Here is a 16,500-nt window from a genome sequence, read left to right as displayed (position 1 = left end):
TCGTCTACTTCGCCTCGAGCCGTTCCAGGAACCAGCCGAGCAGGCGGCGCCAGAGTTCGTCGCCGAGTGCGGCGCCTTCGATGTTGGTGTCCAGGTTCGGGTTGTCGTTGATCTCGATGACGAAGACCCCATCCGCATTCTGCTTCAGATCGACCCCATAGAGGCCGTCGCCCATCTTGGCGGCGGCCTTGACCGCGATATCGACCACTTCGGCGGGTGCCTGCTCGACCGGTATGGTCTTGAAACCGCCCTCGTCGAACTTCCCGTCCGCCTTATGATGCACGATTTGCCAGTGCTTGCGGGCCATCAGGTACTGACTGACATAGAGCGGTTTGCCGCCGAGTACGCCAACCCGCCAGTCGAAATCCGTCGGCATGAATTCCTGCGCCAGCAACAGGTCTGTCTTGTGGAACAGATCGGTGCTGAGCGAGGTCAGCGCGTCCAGGTCGTTGACCTTGTGAACGCCGCGGCTGAAGGAGCCGTCCGGGATCTTCACCACCATCGGAAACCCGATCGTGTCGGCCGCCTTCGTGAGGCCGCCGACGGAGGACATGACGATGGATTTCGGGATCGGCAGCTTCGCCCCTTCCATCATTTCCTTCAGGAACACCTTGTTGGTGCAACGGATCATCGACATCGTGTCGTCGATCACCGGCATGCCCTCCTGCTCGGCACGGCGGGCGAAGCGGAAGGTGTGATCGTTGACCGAGGTTGTCTCGCGGATGAAGAGAGCGTCGAACTCGGCGACGCGGGGCAAGTCCTTCTGCTGGATCGGTTCGACCTCGATCCCCATCTTCGCGCCGACCGACGCCAGCCGTTTCAGGGAACTGATCTGGGTCGGCGGCATCGCCTCTTTCGGATTGTGCAGGACCGCGAGGCTCCAGCGCAGAGGGGTCTTCGACTTCGGCCCCGTCCAGGAGCGCCGGCAATGGGCAGCCATGGCCTGGGTGAAGAATTCCCTGTCTTCCGTGCTGAGACCTTTCGGCGAGACCGGTTTCAGGGTCCTGATCCGGGTCCATTCGCCGGTATCGACCTCGATCGCGATCATCGGGCAGCGGAACCAGTCGAACAGCAGGCGGGCGAACTTCTCGTAGCCCGCTACCGACGGCCGGCCGAAGGCGACAAGCAGGGTGAAGCTTTCCTGCTCAGGTTCTGTCTTACGGTTGCGGTCCCGGTTCAGCGCCTCTTCCAGTTCCGGCAGAGCCGACGCGTAGAGTCCCTTGCGCGACAGCTCCAGCATGGTCTGGACCGTCGGGATCACCCGGTGGCCGCGCGCCTCGGCCAGCAGCGAGGCGTAGTAACCCGCGCTTTGATAGGCGTAGCTTCGCGCCAGATTGATGACGACGGGCCGGAGGCCGTCGAACAGCCCGGCCGCTGACAGGTAATCTCGGACCGACAGCACCTTGTGCGGTGTGTCGGTATGGTCGATGTCCTTGCGGCTCTCGGTAAGAATCAGCCAGTCCGTCACCGTTTCTCATCCTTTCGTACGATGATCGCCGCTCTGAGCCTGCCGCGGCCCCAGCGCGCCATTCGGCCGAACGCCTCTTTCGGCACCGGCAGCGCCGCCGCGGCGCTTTCCGTCTCCAGGGCGTCGGTTTCGACCCACGGATCGTGGATCAGAAAGCGGTCGTTCTCCTCGCCATAGACCAGAACCCAATGCGGGGTCCGGCTGCCGACCATCTGGTAAAGGCTTACCAATACGATGGCGAAGGCGCCGTCGGCGAGAGCGGCGCTCAGGTCGGCATTGTCCAGAGGCGTGATGTGGATCGGGATCCGCATTTCCTCCGCGGCCCGACGGTAGTCCTCCTGAATCAGGGTCAGGGCCTCCCGGCGGTCCTTCTGTCTTACGCTGTCGACGAAAAGCGGCGGTTCCTCGCTGAGGAAGACTTCGACGGACAGACCGTGGCGCGCCAGGGCGACGGCCATGCCGACGGGTTCGCATCCCCCGTGGCCCGATTGCATGAAGACCGTCGTCGATTCGCGCCAGAGGCGGAATTCCTCCACCCGGCTGAACGCATAGTCCGGATCGAATGCCTTCAGCGCCATCATCATGCAGGACGGACCGCAGGTGAAGTCGGAGGTCTGGGAATAGTAGGACGGCGTCGTCGCCGAGAAGGCGGACCGGACAAGTCGCTTCTCGTAGCGCAAGGCGTCCGAATGGTCTTCGTAATAGTCGAGATATTTGCCGAACTGGCGGTATCCGAGACGCTCGTAGAGTGCGATTGCCGAGTCATTGTCCGGACGGACCTCAAGTCTCATGGAGAGGCACTCATGGCTGCGCGCCACGTCCTCGCCGGCCGCAAGCAATGCGGCCGCCGTACCGCTGCCGCGTGCCATCGGCAGGACGGCGATCGAATAGAGCCGGGCGAGGGCCGTCCCGCGGCGGAAGAGGACCAGGATGTAGCCAACGAGCCCATCGTCCGTCTCCGCGACCAGCAACGCGCTGTGACCGTGACGGATGAAGTCCCGGAAGCTGCGGCGGCTCAGCCGGTCGCTCTCGAAACAGGCCGTCTCGATCTCGGTGAGGGCATCGATGTCAGAGAGCGAGGCGGCACGGATCCGTGCCTCGCTCGAGGGGGCGGCCAGCGCAGGTTGTGTCCGCTGATTGAGATTTGAAATCGTCGTACTTTCCGCAGGTTCTGCAATTCACTTCCAGACCGGCGCCCGAACTGCGTTCGGCCTGACGGAACCGTTGCACTCCGGTTCCCGATTTACAGGCGATTATATACGATTACTGACTTCGCAAAGATATCCGAGTTGCGAAAATCGGCCATCGATTTTCTTGCCGCTTCCCCTATCGCGGTGCGCTTGAAGAAGGCCCCTTTTTGAAGGCAGACTGCGCGTCGGAACATGAAGGAGCTTCCCATGGATGTAACGTCGCTGCTGGTCTTCGCCCTTGCGCTCGCGCTTGCCGCCGGATCGCCCGGGCCGAGTCTCGCCGCGCTCGTGGCCCAGGTCCTCGCGCGCGGCTGGCGCGCGGTCCTGCCCTTCCTTATGGCGATGTGGCTGGGCGAGCTGATCTGGCTGACCATGGCGATCGTCGGACTGGTCGCCGTCGCCGAGACCTTTCATGCCGCGTTCGTCGCCATCAAGTGGCTCGGTGTCGGTTATCTCGCCTGGCTGGCCTGGAAGATGTGGACGGCGCCCGCCGAGACCTCCGGCGCGGCGCTTCCGGAGCCGCGTAGCGGCCTGAAGATGTTCCTGTCCGGCATGGCGGTGACGCTCGGCAACCCGAAAATCATGGTGTTCTATCTTGCTCTGCTGCCGACCCTGATCGATCTCGGCAATGTCAGCTTCGCCGACTGGATGAGCATTTCCGTGACGCTGCTGGTCGTCCTTGCCGCGATCGACCTGTCCTATGTCGTACTGGCCGCCGGGGCCCGGAACCTGATGCGCAGCCCGCGCGCCGTCCGCATCGCGAACCGGACCAGCGCGACGGCAATGGGCGGTGCGGCGCTCGCCATTGCGCTTCGGGACTAGGCGGCGTCCTTCGTGTCGTCCGATGGTGTCAGCTCGTCCGGACTGGTCGGGTCCACGGCGGCGGTCGTCTGCGCCATCCGGACGGCGTCGGCGAAAGGAATCTGATCTTCGGCCGGCGCCGGTGCCCGCACCCGCATCCGGTAGGCGCAGAAGGCCGCGGCAGCGATATGAATCGCCGCGGTATAGGCGAACAGATAGCGGATCCCCACCAGATCGATGATGGCCGAAGCAATGGTGGGGCCCGCGACGGCGCCGAGGGCGAAAACCAGCAGCAGCCCGCTCGCCGCCTCGACATAGTCGTTCGGATCGGTGATGAAATCGTTCAGATGCGCGACGCTGAGCGCATAGATCGGAAATGCGAAGATTCCGAAGATGAAGCCGAAGATGAAGACCCCGTATGGGACATGCTCGGCGAGCAGCACCATGCCGAGGCCCGCCGCGGCTGAGCCGAGACAGGCGCCGATGATGACCAGCCGACGGTCGATGCGGTCGGAGAGCCGTCCGAGGGGCCACTGCCCGATCGCGCCGGCGATCACCACGATGCTCATGAACCAGGCAACCGTCGAGACGTCAGAGGAATTGGCGGTGGTCAGGGCATAGACGGGCGCGAGCGACCAGAAGGCGCCGTTCGCAAGCCCGACGGCGACGCACCCGACCACGCCGACAGGCGAGATCCGGAACAGCCGTCCGAGCCGGAGCTGCACGACTTCGAGCGGCGCCGGCTGGTCTATGCGGGTCAGGGCGACCGGAACGGCAGCGACCGAAACCAGGATCGATGCGAGCGCGAAGAGCGGGAAACTCGCGGGATCGGCCGTCATCAGCAGGATCTGCCCGACGGTAATGACGGTCAGGTTGATGATCGTATAGACCGAGAACACGAGGCCCCGGTTCTCGTTGCTCGACTTCTCGTTCAGCCAGCTCTCGATCACCATGTAAAGAACGGCGAAGCAGAATCCCGTCATCGCCCGCAGGGCCCACCATATGACCGGCTCGAGAACGAGCGCGTGTATCAGGACCACCGTGGACGCCACGGCGACCATTCCGGTGAAGGTCCGGATGTGGCCGACCACGCGGATGACCCTGGGACCGTAGAGACACCCTGCCATGAAGCCGAGGAAATAGGCGGACCCCAGAATGCCGATTTCCATGGAGCCAAAAGATTCCATGCCCGCGCGTACTGGCAGGAGCGTGCCCTGCAGGCCGTTGCCCATGAGCAGGATGGCGATGCTGAGCAGCAGCGGGATGAGGGGAATAATCGATGCCATGGAGGCCCCTTTAACGAGAGCGGCCCAACAGGGCTCCAGGCCGCCTGGGTCTTCTATCTTGCCGGCAATTCCAGCCTGTGCCAGCCGAGCGCTTCGCGGACTGACGAGCAACCGGGACCATATTTCCCGGTCACTCGGCGAGGCACTTTATCGCATCACCTACCATGACATGGGGAAAAAACGCCATCCCCGGCCATACCTGACGGTGAGCGCTAACAGGTTGGAACTTCCGAAAGATATGTCGTCAGCGCCTCTTCTCCTCCGCGCGCAATTTCGAAAAACCCGGAACCATACTGTGCTGACAGGTATTCGAGTGTGTTTGCAATTTTAGAGATTTTTATCTGTAAGTTATTTGTAATGTCTTGGTTTGAGCGAGACGTGCGTTTTTAAATCCTATTCCTTACCGAAGGGGGCGGAGACTTCGATTTTTCTCCGTGTGTTTACTCCCGGGACTTCGATCGGGAGCGTTTTCTATTTTTACGAATTTGGTTCTGAATTGGCACTTCCTGCCTATGGGTAATTGTGTGAATAAATGCTGGGAACCGGGTTTTTGGACAATTGGCTCGATGTTTGCGAAATGGGACGTGCTCAACTGGTTCGGGTTGGGGAAAAGCGAAGCTGCCGACGCGGATGAGGGGGCTGCGGAACCCGAGCGGCTGACCTCGGCGCTTGATGTCTACACAACAGAGCCGCCCGGGGACGCGACGGCTCTTCGCATATTTGAAGGCGCCTGGTCGTCCTATATTCCGGGATACGGTTTCGGCACTGCCGCGCTGTTCCAGGATCACCGGGTGGATTGGATCGCGGAGCAGTGCGGCGGTTTTTCCGGCAAGCGCATTCTTGAACTCGGCCCACTCGAAGGCGGGCACACCTATATGTTTGCGCGCGGCGGGGCCGCGAGTATCACCTCGATCGAATCGAACCAGCGCGCCTTTCTGAAATGCTTGGTCGTCAAAGAGATACTCGGCTTCGACGCGCGGTTTCATTGCGGCGATTTCAGGCCGTACCTGAAAACCTGCGAGGAAGAGTACGACTTTGTGATGGCAAGCGGCGTCCTCTATCACATGACGGAACCGCTGGAGCTGCTTGAAGGGATTGCCCGCGTTTCATCCTCTTTCGCAGTCTGGACGCACTATTACGACGACGAGATCATCCGGGCGAACGAGGAGCTCTCTCCGAAGTTCGCGGAGGAACCGGTCCGCTCGACGGTACGGGGGCGGGAGATAGAAATGTACGAGCAGAACTATCTCGATGCGATCAACTGGAGTGGGTTCTGCGGAGGTTCCGCCCCGACAAGCTTCTGGATGACGCGGGATAGCCTGCTCGGGGCTATCGCCGACCTCGGCTATGAAGTCACGGTCCACGGTGACGAGAGGGAGCATCCCAATGGCCCCGCAATTCTCTTCTACGCTCATCGCTGACCGGGCTGCGCGGGTTATCTCACCGGCAATTCCAGTCCATGCCGGGTGAGCACTTCGGAGCCTGATGACGTCACGAGAACGGTATTGCCCAGCCCCATGGCGAGGCGCGTTTCCGGATCGCCGACCATGACATGGGGAAAGAAGACCATTCCCGGCCGCAGTTCCAGCGGGTTGCCCGCATAGATCATCGGCGGAACGTCCATCCAGGACGGCCGGTAGGTCGCGCCGAGCGAATAACCGCAGGCGGCGAACCGATGTTCTGCATGCCCTGCGGCGTCGAGCCGGGCGCGGTGGATTTCGTCGACGGAACCGAGCGCCGCGCCGGGCCGGAAAGCCTCCTGCATCTCCAGAAGAGTGTCGCGCACCAGCGCATGCAGATTTCGTTGCGGCTCTGTCGGCCCCCCGATGGAGATACTGCGCTCGATGCAGCAATTGTAGCGCCTGTAGGTCCCGGCATATTCGAGGATCAGGAGATCCTGGTCGTCGAGCGGACGCGGACCGCCGACACCGCGTCCGTAGATCGCCCGAGAACCTGAATTCACCAGCGGCCCCGCCGGCGAGACATCGCCGCCGCCGCGCAGGGTCGTGGTCATGATGGCGGCGGTCACTTCCGCATCGATCACCCCGGCGCGGGCGACCGCGAGGGCGGCGTCGTACGCGTCGTCGGCCAGTGTCGCGGCCTTTCGCAGATAGGCGATCTCCGCCTCGGACTTGATCAGCCGGAGCCCCGAGACCACGTCGCTCGCGTCGGTGAGGGTGCAGAAGCCGTCCATGGCCTGCTGTACCGCCGCATGGTTCTTGCCGGTCAGCCCGTAGGTCTCGAGCTCGATCCCGATAAGGGTGCCGGCAAGGCCGAGGCCGGCGAGAATGTCGCGAAGCTGTCCTGCCGGGTCCGCGTCTTCCGCGTTGAGCCAGACATGGATTTCGTCGACGAGCGAGGTGTCCCGGGCCTGGGAGACGTCTGGCCGGCGGCAGAGCAGCGTCAGGGGACGTTCTTCCGTCGTCAGCACCAGGCACTGGAAGAAGACGTAGCCGCCGCCGTCATAGCCGGTCAGGTAATAGTGGGTCTCCTGACCGAAGCAGAGCAGGGCGTCGAGGTCCCGCTCCGCCAGCCGCGCACGGGCACGGGCGATCCGTGCCCGGTATTCCGTCTCTTCGAAGGCAAGTGTCCTGGCGCTCATGCCGGCACGATATTGTGCGCCGGGCCATACGGGAAGCCGGTGATGTTCTCGGCGTGGTCCTTCCCGATGACCAGGATATCGTGCTCGCGGTAACCGCCCGCACCGGGCGTGCCCTCGGGCACCCAGAGCATCGGCTCCATGGAGACCACCATGCCCGGCTCCAGCACGGTATCGATGTCCTCGCGCAGCTCCAGCCCGGCCTCTCGGCCGTAATAGTGCGAGAGAATGCCGAAGGAGTGGCCGTAGCCGAAGGATCGGTAGTCGAGCAGCCCTTCCTCGTGGAAGAAGCGGTTGATGCCGGCGCAGATCTCGCTGCAGCGCGCGCCCGGTTTGATCAGCGAGATGCCGAGCTCGTGCGCCGCCACGTTCGCTTCCCATAGCTTCAGGGTTGCCCTGTCCGGTTCGCCGAGGGTGAGGGTACGCTCTAGCGCCGTGTAGTAACCGGAGATCATCGGGAAGGTGTTGAGACTGAGCAGGTCGCCGGCGTCGAGTTTCCGCATGGTGACGGGGTTGTGAGCGCCGTCGGTATTGAGACCCGACTGGAACCAGACCCACGTATCGCGCATCTCGCTGTCCGGAAAGGCTTCCGCGATGGCCAGTTCCATGGCGTCGCGGCCCGCCATCGCGACGTCGATCTCCCGCGCGCCCGGTCTGATCGCATCCCGGATCGCCGCACCGCCGATATCGGCGATGCGCGCACCCTCCCGGATGAGGGCGATCTCTTCCGGCGACTTGACCATGCGCTGGCGCATCGCCTCGGGGGCGATGTCGACGATCTCGGTGACGCCGGCAATTTCCTCCAGTGCGTCGTGCGCCTGAAGGGTCAGGTGATCGCCCTCGATCCCCACCCGCGTCGCCTTGCCGATCAGGTCCTTCACGGCGCGCCAGTAATTGTTCCGTTGCCAGTCGGTATAGATGACATTGTCCTCGAGGCTGCGGCGCCAGGGTTGTCCGCCGTCTATGTTTGCGGAGACGGTGGTGCACGCATCCTGTGTCACCACGCAGCCGAACGGGCGGCCGAAGCTGCAATAGAGGAAGCCCGAATAGTAGGCGATGTTGTGCATCGAGGTGAACAGCACGGCCTCCAGCGCGAGACCGTCCATGATCCCGCGAATGCCACTCAGCCGGCGGGCGTATTCGCCCGCGGAAAAAGGCAGAGGGGCTTTCTCGCCGTTGCGGCGGGTGAAATGCGTGGGGCGTTCGCCGATCGGCGTCATCCTGACCTCCATATCCGAACCGGACGCATGGAGCGCCCGGATAATCCATCCGGGCGTACAGGATGTTGGATCACCCCGCCGTCATGAGAAGTGGCGGAGACGCATGCCTGAACCAAGTCACCGGCGACGCCATCGCCGCGCATGCCGAGGCGAGGTTAAAACCGGATTTCGGCTCCGGTCAATCCCGATGAAACCGCCCCGCCGCCTTCAGCATTTCGCGGTGTGCCAGCGCCTCGGCATTGAGGTCGCGGGCCTGCTGGAAGGCCTCCCGTTCCCGCCATTCCGCCTCGGTGCCTGGTGCGAAGGGGAGGCCCAGGCGTTCGGCGATCGCTTCGCTGTGCACCAGGATCGAGGGGTCATGTTCGAAGTTCATGCCCGCCTCGCGAACGAACGCGATGTGTTCGCCGTAATGCTCGTCCTTGTCCGCATGCCGTCGAGCAGCCTTTGCCAGGAACTCGGAGCGTGATTTCGACCAGTAATGATTGACCCTCAGCACGTTCACTTCGACCCGCTGGCTGAAGGCGTCGAGCCTGGTGCCGGCGATGGGCGCGCCGCTGGGGCTGACCGCGGGCTCTCCATTGCGGTAGGCGAAGCTGTGCGGGGAGAGCATCCGCTCGATCGCGTCCGGGCGCGCGATGCTTTTGATGTGGGCGTTGTAGGGATAATAGCTTTCGACGAGACCCGGTGGATGTCCGTCCTTCAGGAACACGGGCTCGCTGGTCCGGAAGTCCAGCCGGCCCCGGAGCTGATAGCTGGTGGTCACCATCGGTCCCGGCGGTGTCTCGAAACCCGAGGAGCCGTAACAGACCCAATTGATCCCGAGACCCGGAAAGCGTTCGTACCGTGTCATGATCTCGGCCAGCGTCTCCGGACGGTTGCGGGCGAAGGCGAATTCGTCGATATCGACGAACGCCATCCAGAACGTCTCTCCGCGATGGGTCCGGATGCAGTGCTCGTAGGCGGCGCGCTGGCGGTTCGTGGTCCGGGCGGCCCTGTTCAACGTGACCATGCCGCGATCCAGCCAGGGCTTCAGGACAGTCTCCGGATCGTCGGCGCTCAAATCGTCATAGAGATAAAAATGCTCGACGCCCTGCAGCTCGTAATGGGTCAGCCATTCGGCGAGATAGCTGGCCTCGTTCTGAAAAATCGCGCAGACGGTCAGATAGTACACGGATCATCCCTTGGGCGCGGTTCGCTGAACCCGGTTTTCATAGCAGAACCGGCATACGGCTCCATAGCCAAGTTCCGGCGCCCGGCGCCCGCGCGCTTTCGCTTCCCGGATTGAACCGCTCACGCGTCTACCGGTTGCACCTCATGCGACCGGAAGGAGCGTAGCCATGTCCGATGCCGTCATCGATTTCCCGAACAGTACTGGAAAGGTTCTCGAAGGATCGACCCGAATTGCCGATGTGGATCCGAACGAGCCGATCGAGATCAGCCTGCTACTGAAAGATCCGGAGCCCGGCGCGTCGGGTCGTGTCACACGGGTGGAGCTTGCGGCAACGCGGCGGAGCGCGACACGCGATGCGATCTCGCGGATCGCGGCCTATGCCGGGCGGAATGGCTTCACCCTGACGGCTGTCGAGCCCGCAAAGCTCCGCGTCAAGCTTACCGGCCCCGCTTACCGGCACGAGGCGGCGTTCCGGATACGGCTTGCCCACTTCCATCACCCACGCGGACGGTATCGCGGATACTGGGGCCCGCTCTATTGTCCGGCGGGTCTCGCCGAACTGCTTGAGGCCATCCTCGGGCATGAGACCGCTCCCGTCGGGCGCTCGCATCTCCAGCCGGTGCTCGATGTCGGCGCGGCGAAGCCGATGCTTGCGAACCGGATCGCCACGCTCTACGGCTTTCCGCAGCAATCCGCAGCGGGGCAGACCGTCGCGATCCTGGAATTCGGCGGCGGCTATCTGCAGTCGGATATGGCCGTGGCGGCAAGGGCCATGGGCGTCCCGGTGCCGGAGATCGTTGCGCTCTCGGTCGACGGGGGGAGTCAGGACTTCGCCGGTGGCGCCGGAGCGAGCGTTGAGGTCGCGCTCGACATGCAGGTGGTCGCGGGCGCAGCACCGGGCGCGCGGCTCGCCGTCTATTTCGCCGCGAACGCGGCGCGCAGCTTCGTCGACGCGACGCTCGACGCGCTGCACGACCAGCAGAACGCGCCCTCGGTGATCTCGATCAGCTGGGGCGGGGCGGAGGAGGGCTGGAGCCAGGCCGGGATGCAGGCGATGAACCGGGCGCTCGCCGACGCCGCCCGGCTCGGTGTCAGCGTCTTTATTTCATCGGGCGACCTGCTCGCTCCGGACGGGGTGCGCGACGGGCGGGTACATGTGAACTTCCCCGCCTCCAGTCCCTGGGCGACCGGCTGCGGCGGCACTCTGCTGGATACGTCCGGTGGCGCGATCGCCTCCGAAACGGTCTGGAACAGCGGCGCGGCCGGGACCGGCGGTGGCGTTTCCCGGGTCTGGCCGCTGCCCGCCTACCAGGCGAACGCGTCTGTGCCGGTCAATCTCGAAAGCGGGCAGGCCGGACGCGGCGTGCCCGACGTCGCGGCCGACGCGGACCCGCAGAGCGGCTTCTGGGTCTTCGTCGACGGCAACCCCTCGCCGGTCGGCGGCACCAGCGCCGTCGCCCCGCTCTGGGCCGGTTTCACCGCGCTGGTGAATGCCGCACGGGCGGAGAAGCAGAAGCCACCGGTCGGCTTTCTCAATCCGCTGCTCTATGGCAACCCCTCACTGCTGAAGCCGGTCACCAGCGGCAACAACAAGCCGGCCGGGACGAATACCGGATATGACGCGACAAGCGGCTATTCGGCGACGACCGGGCTCGGCAGTTTCGGCAATCCGAACCTGTTCACTGCGCTGGTCGACGCTGAATGAAAGGCATGTTCACGATGTGGGCGAAACCAGATCGCGTCACTCTCGCTACCCGGCACTCAATTGCGCCGGATCGATGTTCGCGCCGCAGATGAGCACTCCGATCCGGCGGTTCGCAATCCGGTCCGGCGGCATCGCACGGAGACAGGCAATCGGCAGAGCTGCGGCCGGTTCTGCCGCGAGGCGGACTTCTCGCCACAGGTCATGTTGAGCCCGCTGGATATCCTCGTCCTCGACCAGCCGGCTTTCGACTTCGGCGGTAGCCAAGGTTTCAAACGCCAGATCGCCGAGACGACGGCATCCGAGAGCATCGGCCGCAATGCCGCCGGTTTCGACGTCGACAGGGGCTCCCGCCGCAAGGGCGGCATGAAGTGTCGGCGCGCGTTCGGGCTCGGCACAGATCAGCGGAATCCGTCGGTTGAACCAGGCGGCCAGGCCCGCCGCAAGCCCGCCACCACCTACCGACAGGACGAGGGCGTCCAGATCCGGAGCCTGCTTGTCGAGTTCCATGCCGATCGAACCCTGGCCGATTATGGTCTCCTCGGCTTCGAAGGCATGCACCATCAATCCGCCACTGGCTTCCGCGTCCGCTTGTGCGGCCGACCGGGACTCGACGTAAACGTCGCCCGCGACAATGACCTCCGCACCGAGATCCCGGAGAAGCGTGCGTTTGGCCTCCGAGCTTATGGATGGAACGAAAATACGTGCCCGTAGCCCCATGCGGCGGGCAACGGTTGCCACCGCCACCCCGTGATTGCCTCCCGATGCCGCCACCAGCCCGCCGGCGGCAAGCTCCGGGGAAGACAGGACCGCGTTTGTCGCGCCGCGGATCTTGAAAGAGCCGGAGATCTGCTGGCTCTCCAGCTTGAGGACAAGCGTCGCGTCGATGCCCAATGCACCGGGCTCGAGCTCGATCACGGGAGTGCGGCGGATATGCGAGGCAATACGGTTTGCAGCGACTTCGATTGCGGAGTGGTCGATCATGCCGAGGTCTCCATACCCGTAACGGCCAGCTGCTTTCGCGTGTCGAGTCTCAGCTGGAACAGATCGGGCCGGGCGTAATGACCCGTTACGTCGAAATCGAATTTTCCCCGGGCGATCTCGTCCATGTCGAGCTCGGCCGTCAGCAAGCCTTCCGCATCGACCAGCGGCTCGGCGAGGAATTTCCCGAATGGATCGACAATGCAACTGCGACCGCGGCAGATCCAGGCGTCCGGGTCCGCATCCGCGAAGTAATCCGTCGCGTCGTCCGGCACCTGACGGCGCTGGAGAGCCTGGCATGCCGACAGCACAAAGCAGCGGCCCTCAATAGCGATATGCCGCATGGAGGCCGTCCAGCACTCCCTTTCATCCAGCGTCGGCGCGCAATAGATCTGCGGGTGCAGATCGTAGGTCGCCGTCCGCAGGAGCGGCATGTAGTTCTCCCAGCAGATCACCGATGCTATGCGGCCGGCGCCGGTATCGTAAGCCCGCAAATCGGATAGATCGCCGAATCCCCAGGCGAGCCGCTCGGCTCCCGTGGGCATCAGCTTGCGCCGGCGGCCGAGAAAGCGCCCGGTCTCGTCGAAATGCGCCACGGTGCAGAATATCGTCCCACCGTCCCGTTCGATCACTCCGACGACAAGCGCAATTCCGTTATCGCCCGAGATCTGCGCCAGGCGCTCAGTCACGGAGCCGGGCATTTCGCATGCGCTCTCAAGGTAGCGACGGTAGAGATCGCGCCCCTCCCGAGTGCGCCCGCCGAAATACGAACCGAACATCGCACCTTTCGGATAGGCCGCGACCATCGCCTCGGGGAACAGCACCAGTTTTGCGCCCTGACGTGCGGCGCGCGCGGTCCAGTCCGCAACCTTGTCGAGAGAGCGCTCGACGTCGAAGAGAACCGGGCCCGTCTGGGCGATAGCGACTTGAGTTCTTGTCATGGCGATCCGAAATATGTATCAATAATGAACATTTTTGTATCATATATGATCATAAGAGATTGGAACCCGAATTGGCAAAGCCGAAATCGACGAGCGGCGTGATCAGCAGCGTCGATCACGCCGTCGACCTCATAGAGATGTTGTCGGTCCATGGCACGGCGACGGTCTCGGAGATTGCCCGCACGACTGGCCTGCCGCGCCCCACTGTGTATCGCCTGCTGCGAACGCTCGCTGCCCGCAAGATCACCGGCATGGATGGGAAACGTCACCACCTCACGCTCCGGCTGCACGAGCTTGGCGTGAGAGCGCGCTCGGTCGATATGTTTCAGCAGCGGGTTCAGCCCATCCTCGACCGCATCGTCGCCGCAACCGGCTTGACGGCGCACCTCGCCGTACGGGACGGCAATACGGCTGCGTTTGTCGCGAAACGTGACGGGCCCGAGGCGATGCCGATGGCGAGCAGGATCGGATGGCGCGGTCCGCTTCACTGTACGGCGGTGGGAAAGGTGCTGCTTGCGGAGGACGACTCGCAGCCGGAACTTCCTCTCGTCCGGCAGACGAATCAGACAATCGTCGATCCTTCGCTTTTGGCCAAGGCGCTGGAGGACGTGAGGCGGGACGGGTACGCGCTCGACGATGAGGAGCTCCTTCCCGGCTTGCGTTGCGTTGCGGTGCCGTGGCGCGACGGGGAAGCTCTGATCGGGGCGATCTCTGTGTCTGGTCGAAGCGACGAGGTTGCGGACCCTGCTGGTCTCGCGGAGGTGCTTAGGAACAATCTGGGGTAAGGGGGGCGAGCGTCCGGCCCGAGCCCCAATCCGCTTTTGTTCGCGCTGGACCGGAGGCCCGAACCGGGGCGCTGCGACACCGAAATTCTTCTCGCGGCCCGCTGACTTGCCCGCTTCCTTGTTCAGCCGAACTCGGAGGCGGCATCTCAATCGACGAGCCGTTCCGAAACCTGACAGGTCCGTTTCGCGCTGAAGATTCCGCTTGCCCGAATTTCTAAACGCATATCAATATAACAATTAGCGTTTAGGAGTTTTCATGGCCGACCGGGTTGTCAGTGCGGGGATCGAGGGGGTGAGCGGGGCGCTTCGCATGCCGCTCTATCACCAGATTTTCCTTATTTTGCGCCAGCAGATCACTGACGGCCTGCACGAGTACGACGCGCTGATCCCGGGTGAACAGGAGCTCGCGGAGACCTACGACGTCTCGCGCATCACGGCGAAGCGGGCGCTGGACGAACTGGCCGCCGAAGGCCTCGTCGTGCGCGAGCGCGGACGCGGCACCCGGGTGCGCTACCGGCCGAAGGCGCGGGCGTTCCAGTCCTCCATGGACGGGCTGCTCGAGAACCTGATCGCCATGGGGCTCGAGACCAAGGTGAAGCTGATCTCCTTCGGCTATGTCCCGGCGAACGAGGAGGTGGCCGCAGCCCTCTCCTGTCCGATCGGCCAGGAAGTGCAGCGCTCCGTCCGGATGCGCAGCGTCGAGGGCAAGCCCTTCTCCTTCCTGACCACCTATGTCCCGGCCGATATCGGCCGTCGCTACGACGCTGCCGATCTCGCGAACAAGCCGCTGCTCTCGCTTCTGGAGCGGAGCGGGGTGCAGGTCGACGCGGCGAGCCAAGCGATTTCCGCCACGCTCGCGGATCCGGGGGTTGCCGGGCATCTCGGCATTTCCGCCGGATCGGCTTTGCTGAAGATCAACCGCATCGTGAAGGACCGGGACGGGCGCCCGGTCGAGTACATCACCGCGCTCTACCGCCCCGACCAGTACCAGTACCGCATGGTGCTCTCGCGGGTGCAGGGAGAGACCCACAATACCTGGACACCCAGCCAGGACGCGGTAACGACCGCAAAAGACTGAGCCAACCGAACAGGGGATAAGGCAATGACAAAGACAAAGACTTTCAATGAATTCTCCCGCCGCCAGGTTCTGGCCGGCGTGGCCGCCGGCGGCGCTGTTGCGGCGGCCGGCACACTCGGCATGCCGCACATCGCCCGCGCGGCCGATCCGGTGAAGATCGGCGTCGTCCATCCGGTGACCGGCTTCCTGCAGTTCTCCGGCACCCAGTGCCGCTTCGGCGCGGTCACTGCGATCGACGAGGTCAATGCGGCCGGCGGTCTGAAGGCGCTCGGTGGCGCCCCGCTTGAAGCCGTGCTCGGCGATGCCCAGTCCAAGGCCGAGATCGGTGCGGCCGAGGTCGAGAAATTCAACGAGGCGGGCGTCTCCGCCGTGGTCGGCGCCTATGCCTCCGGTATCTGCCTCGCCACCACGCAGACCGCCGCGAAATACGGCATTCCGCATGTCGTCGATGTCGGGGTGAGCGATCAGATCGTTTCCCGTGGCCTCGAGAACACCTTCCGCTTCGGTCCGGGCTTCGGCACCATCACCAAGGAAGGCGTCGATCACCTGATCGCCATCAACAAGGAAGCCGGCAGCCCGGTGAAGTCGGTGGTCATCGTGCATGAGAACACGACGCCCTTCGGCAGCGGCATGGCGGGGCTTCTGGAGAAGAACCTGACCCCGGCCGGTTTCGAGGTGAAGGAAATCCTGCCGCACCCGACCGGCAATAAGGACTTCAACAACATCGCGCTGAAGATCAAGGAACTGAACCCGGATCTGGTGATCCCGTCCCACTATTACGGCGACGGCGTGCTGTTCCTGCGCACCCTGCAGCGTCAGCGGGTCCAGCCGAAGGCGATCTATTCGGTGCTCGGCGGTGCCTCCTCGCAGTACCGGCTCGTGAACGAGTTCCCGGATGCGGCCGAATATGTGATGGACTGCAATCACTGGTTCGATCCGCGCAAGGACGCCGCGCTCGCCCTGCGCAAGAAGACCGAGGCGGCGGGCCTGTCCTACTCCTACGAAGTGTTCCTTGCCTATGAGGCGGTGATGTTCGCCGTCGACGCGATCGAGCGCGCCGGTTCGGCCGACCGCGCCAAGATCATCGAGGCGATGGCCTCCAGCACCTGGGACGGGCACTTCATGCCCTATGGTCCGACCAAGATGGTCAACGGCCAGAACGAGGGCGCGCAGGCGATGGTCATGCAGGTTCTCGACAAGGAGATCGAAGTCGTCGCTCCGAAAGAGTTCGCGACCAAGGCTCCGGTGTTCCCGCGCCCGGCCTGACGACCGGCTTTG

15 protein-coding genes are annotated in these 16,500 nt (G+C 63.8%); 7 read left to right on the top strand and 8 right to left on the bottom strand.

Annotated features, from left to right (window positions below):
• Nucleotides 1-4 precede the first annotated feature (4 nt).
• Complete coding sequence (locus tag IG122_RS09780; protein WP_193182974.1) at nt 5-1,468, bottom strand: RimK family protein; 1,464 nt, start codon at nt 1,466-1,468, stop codon at nt 5-7.
• On the bottom strand, nt 1,465-2,487 hold the full coding sequence (locus IG122_RS09775; RefSeq protein ID WP_226893488.1) for a peptidase C39 family protein: 1,023 nt from the start codon (nt 2,485-2,487) through the stop codon (nt 1,465-1,467). The genes IG122_RS09780 and IG122_RS09775 overlap by 4 nt, the downstream gene beginning before the upstream one ends.
• Here IG122_RS09775 and IG122_RS24010 point away from each other — a divergent pair.
• A complete protein-coding gene (locus IG122_RS24010; RefSeq protein WP_226893468.1) occupies nt 2,459-2,605 on the top strand; it encodes a hypothetical protein in 147 nt (48 codons plus the stop codon). The two genes, IG122_RS09775 and IG122_RS24010, sit on opposite strands and share 29 nt — an antisense overlap.
• 260 nt (nt 2,606-2,865) lie before the next feature.
• The gene (locus IG122_RS09770) at nt 2,866-3,480 is read left to right on the top strand and encodes a LysE family translocator (protein ID WP_193182972.1); all 615 of its coding nucleotides are present in this window, start codon (nt 2,866-2,868) and stop codon (nt 3,478-3,480) included.
• On the opposite strand, the gene IG122_RS09765 is transcribed toward IG122_RS09770, so the two are convergent.
• Nucleotides 3,477-4,745: an MFS transporter gene (locus IG122_RS09765; protein WP_193182970.1), complete on the bottom strand. Its 1,269-nt coding sequence runs from the start codon at nt 4,743-4,745 to the stop codon at nt 3,477-3,479. The two genes, IG122_RS09770 and IG122_RS09765, sit on opposite strands and share 4 nt — an antisense overlap.
• A gap of 566 nt (nt 4,746-5,311) precedes the next feature.
• On the opposite strand from IG122_RS09765, the gene IG122_RS09760 reads away from it, so the two are divergent.
• The gene (locus IG122_RS09760; RefSeq protein WP_193182968.1) at nt 5,312-6,166 is read left to right on the top strand and encodes a class I SAM-dependent methyltransferase; all 855 of its coding nucleotides are present in this window, start codon (nt 5,312-5,314) and stop codon (nt 6,164-6,166) included.
• A gap of 14 nt (nt 6,167-6,180) precedes the next feature.
• Here IG122_RS09760 and IG122_RS09755 read toward each other — a convergent pair whose 3' ends face one another.
• The 3 genes from IG122_RS09755 to IG122_RS09745 all read right to left on the bottom strand — a co-directional run bounded on the left by IG122_RS09755 (nt 6,181) and on the right by IG122_RS09745 (nt 9,735).
• Nucleotides 6,181-7,347 (bottom strand): M24 family metallopeptidase, encoded by a 1,167-nt coding sequence (locus IG122_RS09755; RefSeq protein ID WP_193182966.1) that lies wholly within the window; start codon nt 7,345-7,347, stop codon nt 6,181-6,183.
• Nucleotides 7,344-8,564, bottom strand: a complete 1,221-nt coding sequence (locus tag IG122_RS09750) for an aminopeptidase P family protein (protein WP_193182964.1) — start codon at nt 8,562-8,564, stop codon at nt 7,344-7,346. The genes IG122_RS09755 and IG122_RS09750 overlap by 4 nt, the downstream gene beginning before the upstream one ends.
• A gap of 178 nt (nt 8,565-8,742) precedes the next feature.
• On the bottom strand, nt 8,743-9,735 hold the full coding sequence (locus IG122_RS09745; RefSeq protein WP_193182962.1) for a glycosyltransferase family 92 protein: 993 nt from the start codon (nt 9,733-9,735) through the stop codon (nt 8,743-8,745).
• Nucleotides 9,736-9,901: 166 nt separating this feature from the next.
• Between IG122_RS09745 and IG122_RS09740 the strand changes: the two genes are divergently transcribed.
• Entirely contained in the window at nt 9,902-11,440 is a 1,539-nt protein-coding gene (locus tag IG122_RS09740; protein ID WP_193182960.1) for a S53 family peptidase, read from the top strand.
• Nucleotides 11,441-11,485: 45 nt separating this feature from the next.
• On the opposite strand, the gene IG122_RS09735 is transcribed toward IG122_RS09740, so the two are convergent.
• Entirely contained in the window at nt 11,486-12,421 is a 936-nt protein-coding gene (locus tag IG122_RS09735; RefSeq protein WP_193182958.1) for a serine/threonine dehydratase, read from the bottom strand.
• Complete coding sequence (locus IG122_RS09730; protein ID WP_193182956.1) at nt 12,418-13,359, bottom strand: carbon-nitrogen hydrolase family protein; 942 nt, start codon at nt 13,357-13,359, stop codon at nt 12,418-12,420. The genes IG122_RS09735 and IG122_RS09730 overlap by 4 nt, the downstream gene beginning before the upstream one ends.
• Nucleotides 13,360-13,430: 71 nt before the next feature.
• Here IG122_RS09730 and IG122_RS09725 point away from each other — a divergent pair, with 71 nt between their 5' ends.
• The 3 genes from IG122_RS09725 to IG122_RS09715 all read left to right on the top strand — a co-directional run bounded on the left by IG122_RS09725 (nt 13,431) and on the right by IG122_RS09715 (nt 16,488).
• On the top strand, nt 13,431-14,144 hold the full coding sequence (locus tag IG122_RS09725) for an IclR family transcriptional regulator (protein ID WP_193182955.1): 714 nt from the start codon (nt 13,431-13,433) through the stop codon (nt 14,142-14,144).
• Nucleotides 14,145-14,400: 256 nt separating this feature from the next.
• On the top strand, nt 14,401-15,222 hold the full coding sequence (locus IG122_RS09720; protein WP_193182954.1) for a GntR family transcriptional regulator: 822 nt from the start codon (nt 14,401-14,403) through the stop codon (nt 15,220-15,222).
• A 24-nt stretch (nt 15,223-15,246) separates the two neighbouring features.
• The gene (locus IG122_RS09715; RefSeq protein WP_193182953.1) at nt 15,247-16,488 is read left to right on the top strand and encodes an ABC transporter substrate-binding protein; all 1,242 of its coding nucleotides are present in this window, start codon (nt 15,247-15,249) and stop codon (nt 16,486-16,488) included.
• The last annotated feature ends 12 nt before the right edge of the window (nt 16,489-16,500 follow it).

Origin of the sequence: Nisaea sediminum, from assembly GCF_014904705.1 — a bacterium.
Taxonomy (GTDB): Bacteria; Pseudomonadota; Alphaproteobacteria; order Thalassobaculales; family Thalassobaculaceae; genus Nisaea; species Nisaea sediminum.
Note: the sequence above shows the minus strand (reverse complement) of the source record. Positions and strands in the feature narration are given on the sequence as shown.

What these genes read in the sequence shown, in the direction of transcription:
- IG122_RS24010 (WP_226893468.1), top strand. Translation starts at nt 2,459, where the DNA reads ATGAAGTCCCGGAAGCTGCGGCGGCTCAGCCGGTCGCTCTCGAAACAG.
- IG122_RS09770 (WP_193182972.1), top strand. Translation starts at nt 2,866, where the DNA reads ATGGATGTAACGTCGCTGCTGGTCTTCGCCCTTGCGCTCGCGCTTGCC.
- IG122_RS09765 (WP_193182970.1), bottom strand. Translation starts at nt 4,745, where the DNA reads ATGGCATCGATTATTCCCCTCATCCCGCTGCTGCTCAGCATCGCCATC.
- IG122_RS09760 (WP_193182968.1), top strand. Translation starts at nt 5,312, where the DNA reads ATGTTTGCGAAATGGGACGTGCTCAACTGGTTCGGGTTGGGGAAAAGC.
- IG122_RS09755 (WP_193182966.1), bottom strand. Translation starts at nt 7,347, where the DNA reads ATGAGCGCCAGGACACTTGCCTTCGAAGAGACGGAATACCGGGCACGG.
- IG122_RS09750 (WP_193182964.1), bottom strand. Translation starts at nt 8,564, where the DNA reads ATGACGCCGATCGGCGAACGCCCCACGCATTTCACCCGCCGCAACGGC.
- IG122_RS09740 (WP_193182960.1), top strand. Translation starts at nt 9,902, where the DNA reads ATGTCCGATGCCGTCATCGATTTCCCGAACAGTACTGGAAAGGTTCTC.
- IG122_RS09735 (WP_193182958.1), bottom strand. Translation starts at nt 12,421, where the DNA reads ATGATCGACCACTCCGCAATCGAAGTCGCTGCAAACCGTATTGCCTCG.
- IG122_RS09730 (WP_193182956.1), bottom strand. Translation starts at nt 13,359, where the DNA reads ATGACAAGAACTCAAGTCGCTATCGCCCAGACGGGCCCGGTTCTCTTC.
- IG122_RS09720 (WP_193182954.1), top strand. Translation starts at nt 14,401, where the DNA reads ATGGCCGACCGGGTTGTCAGTGCGGGGATCGAGGGGGTGAGCGGGGCG.
- IG122_RS09715 (WP_193182953.1), top strand. Translation starts at nt 15,247, where the DNA reads ATGACAAAGACAAAGACTTTCAATGAATTCTCCCGCCGCCAGGTTCTG.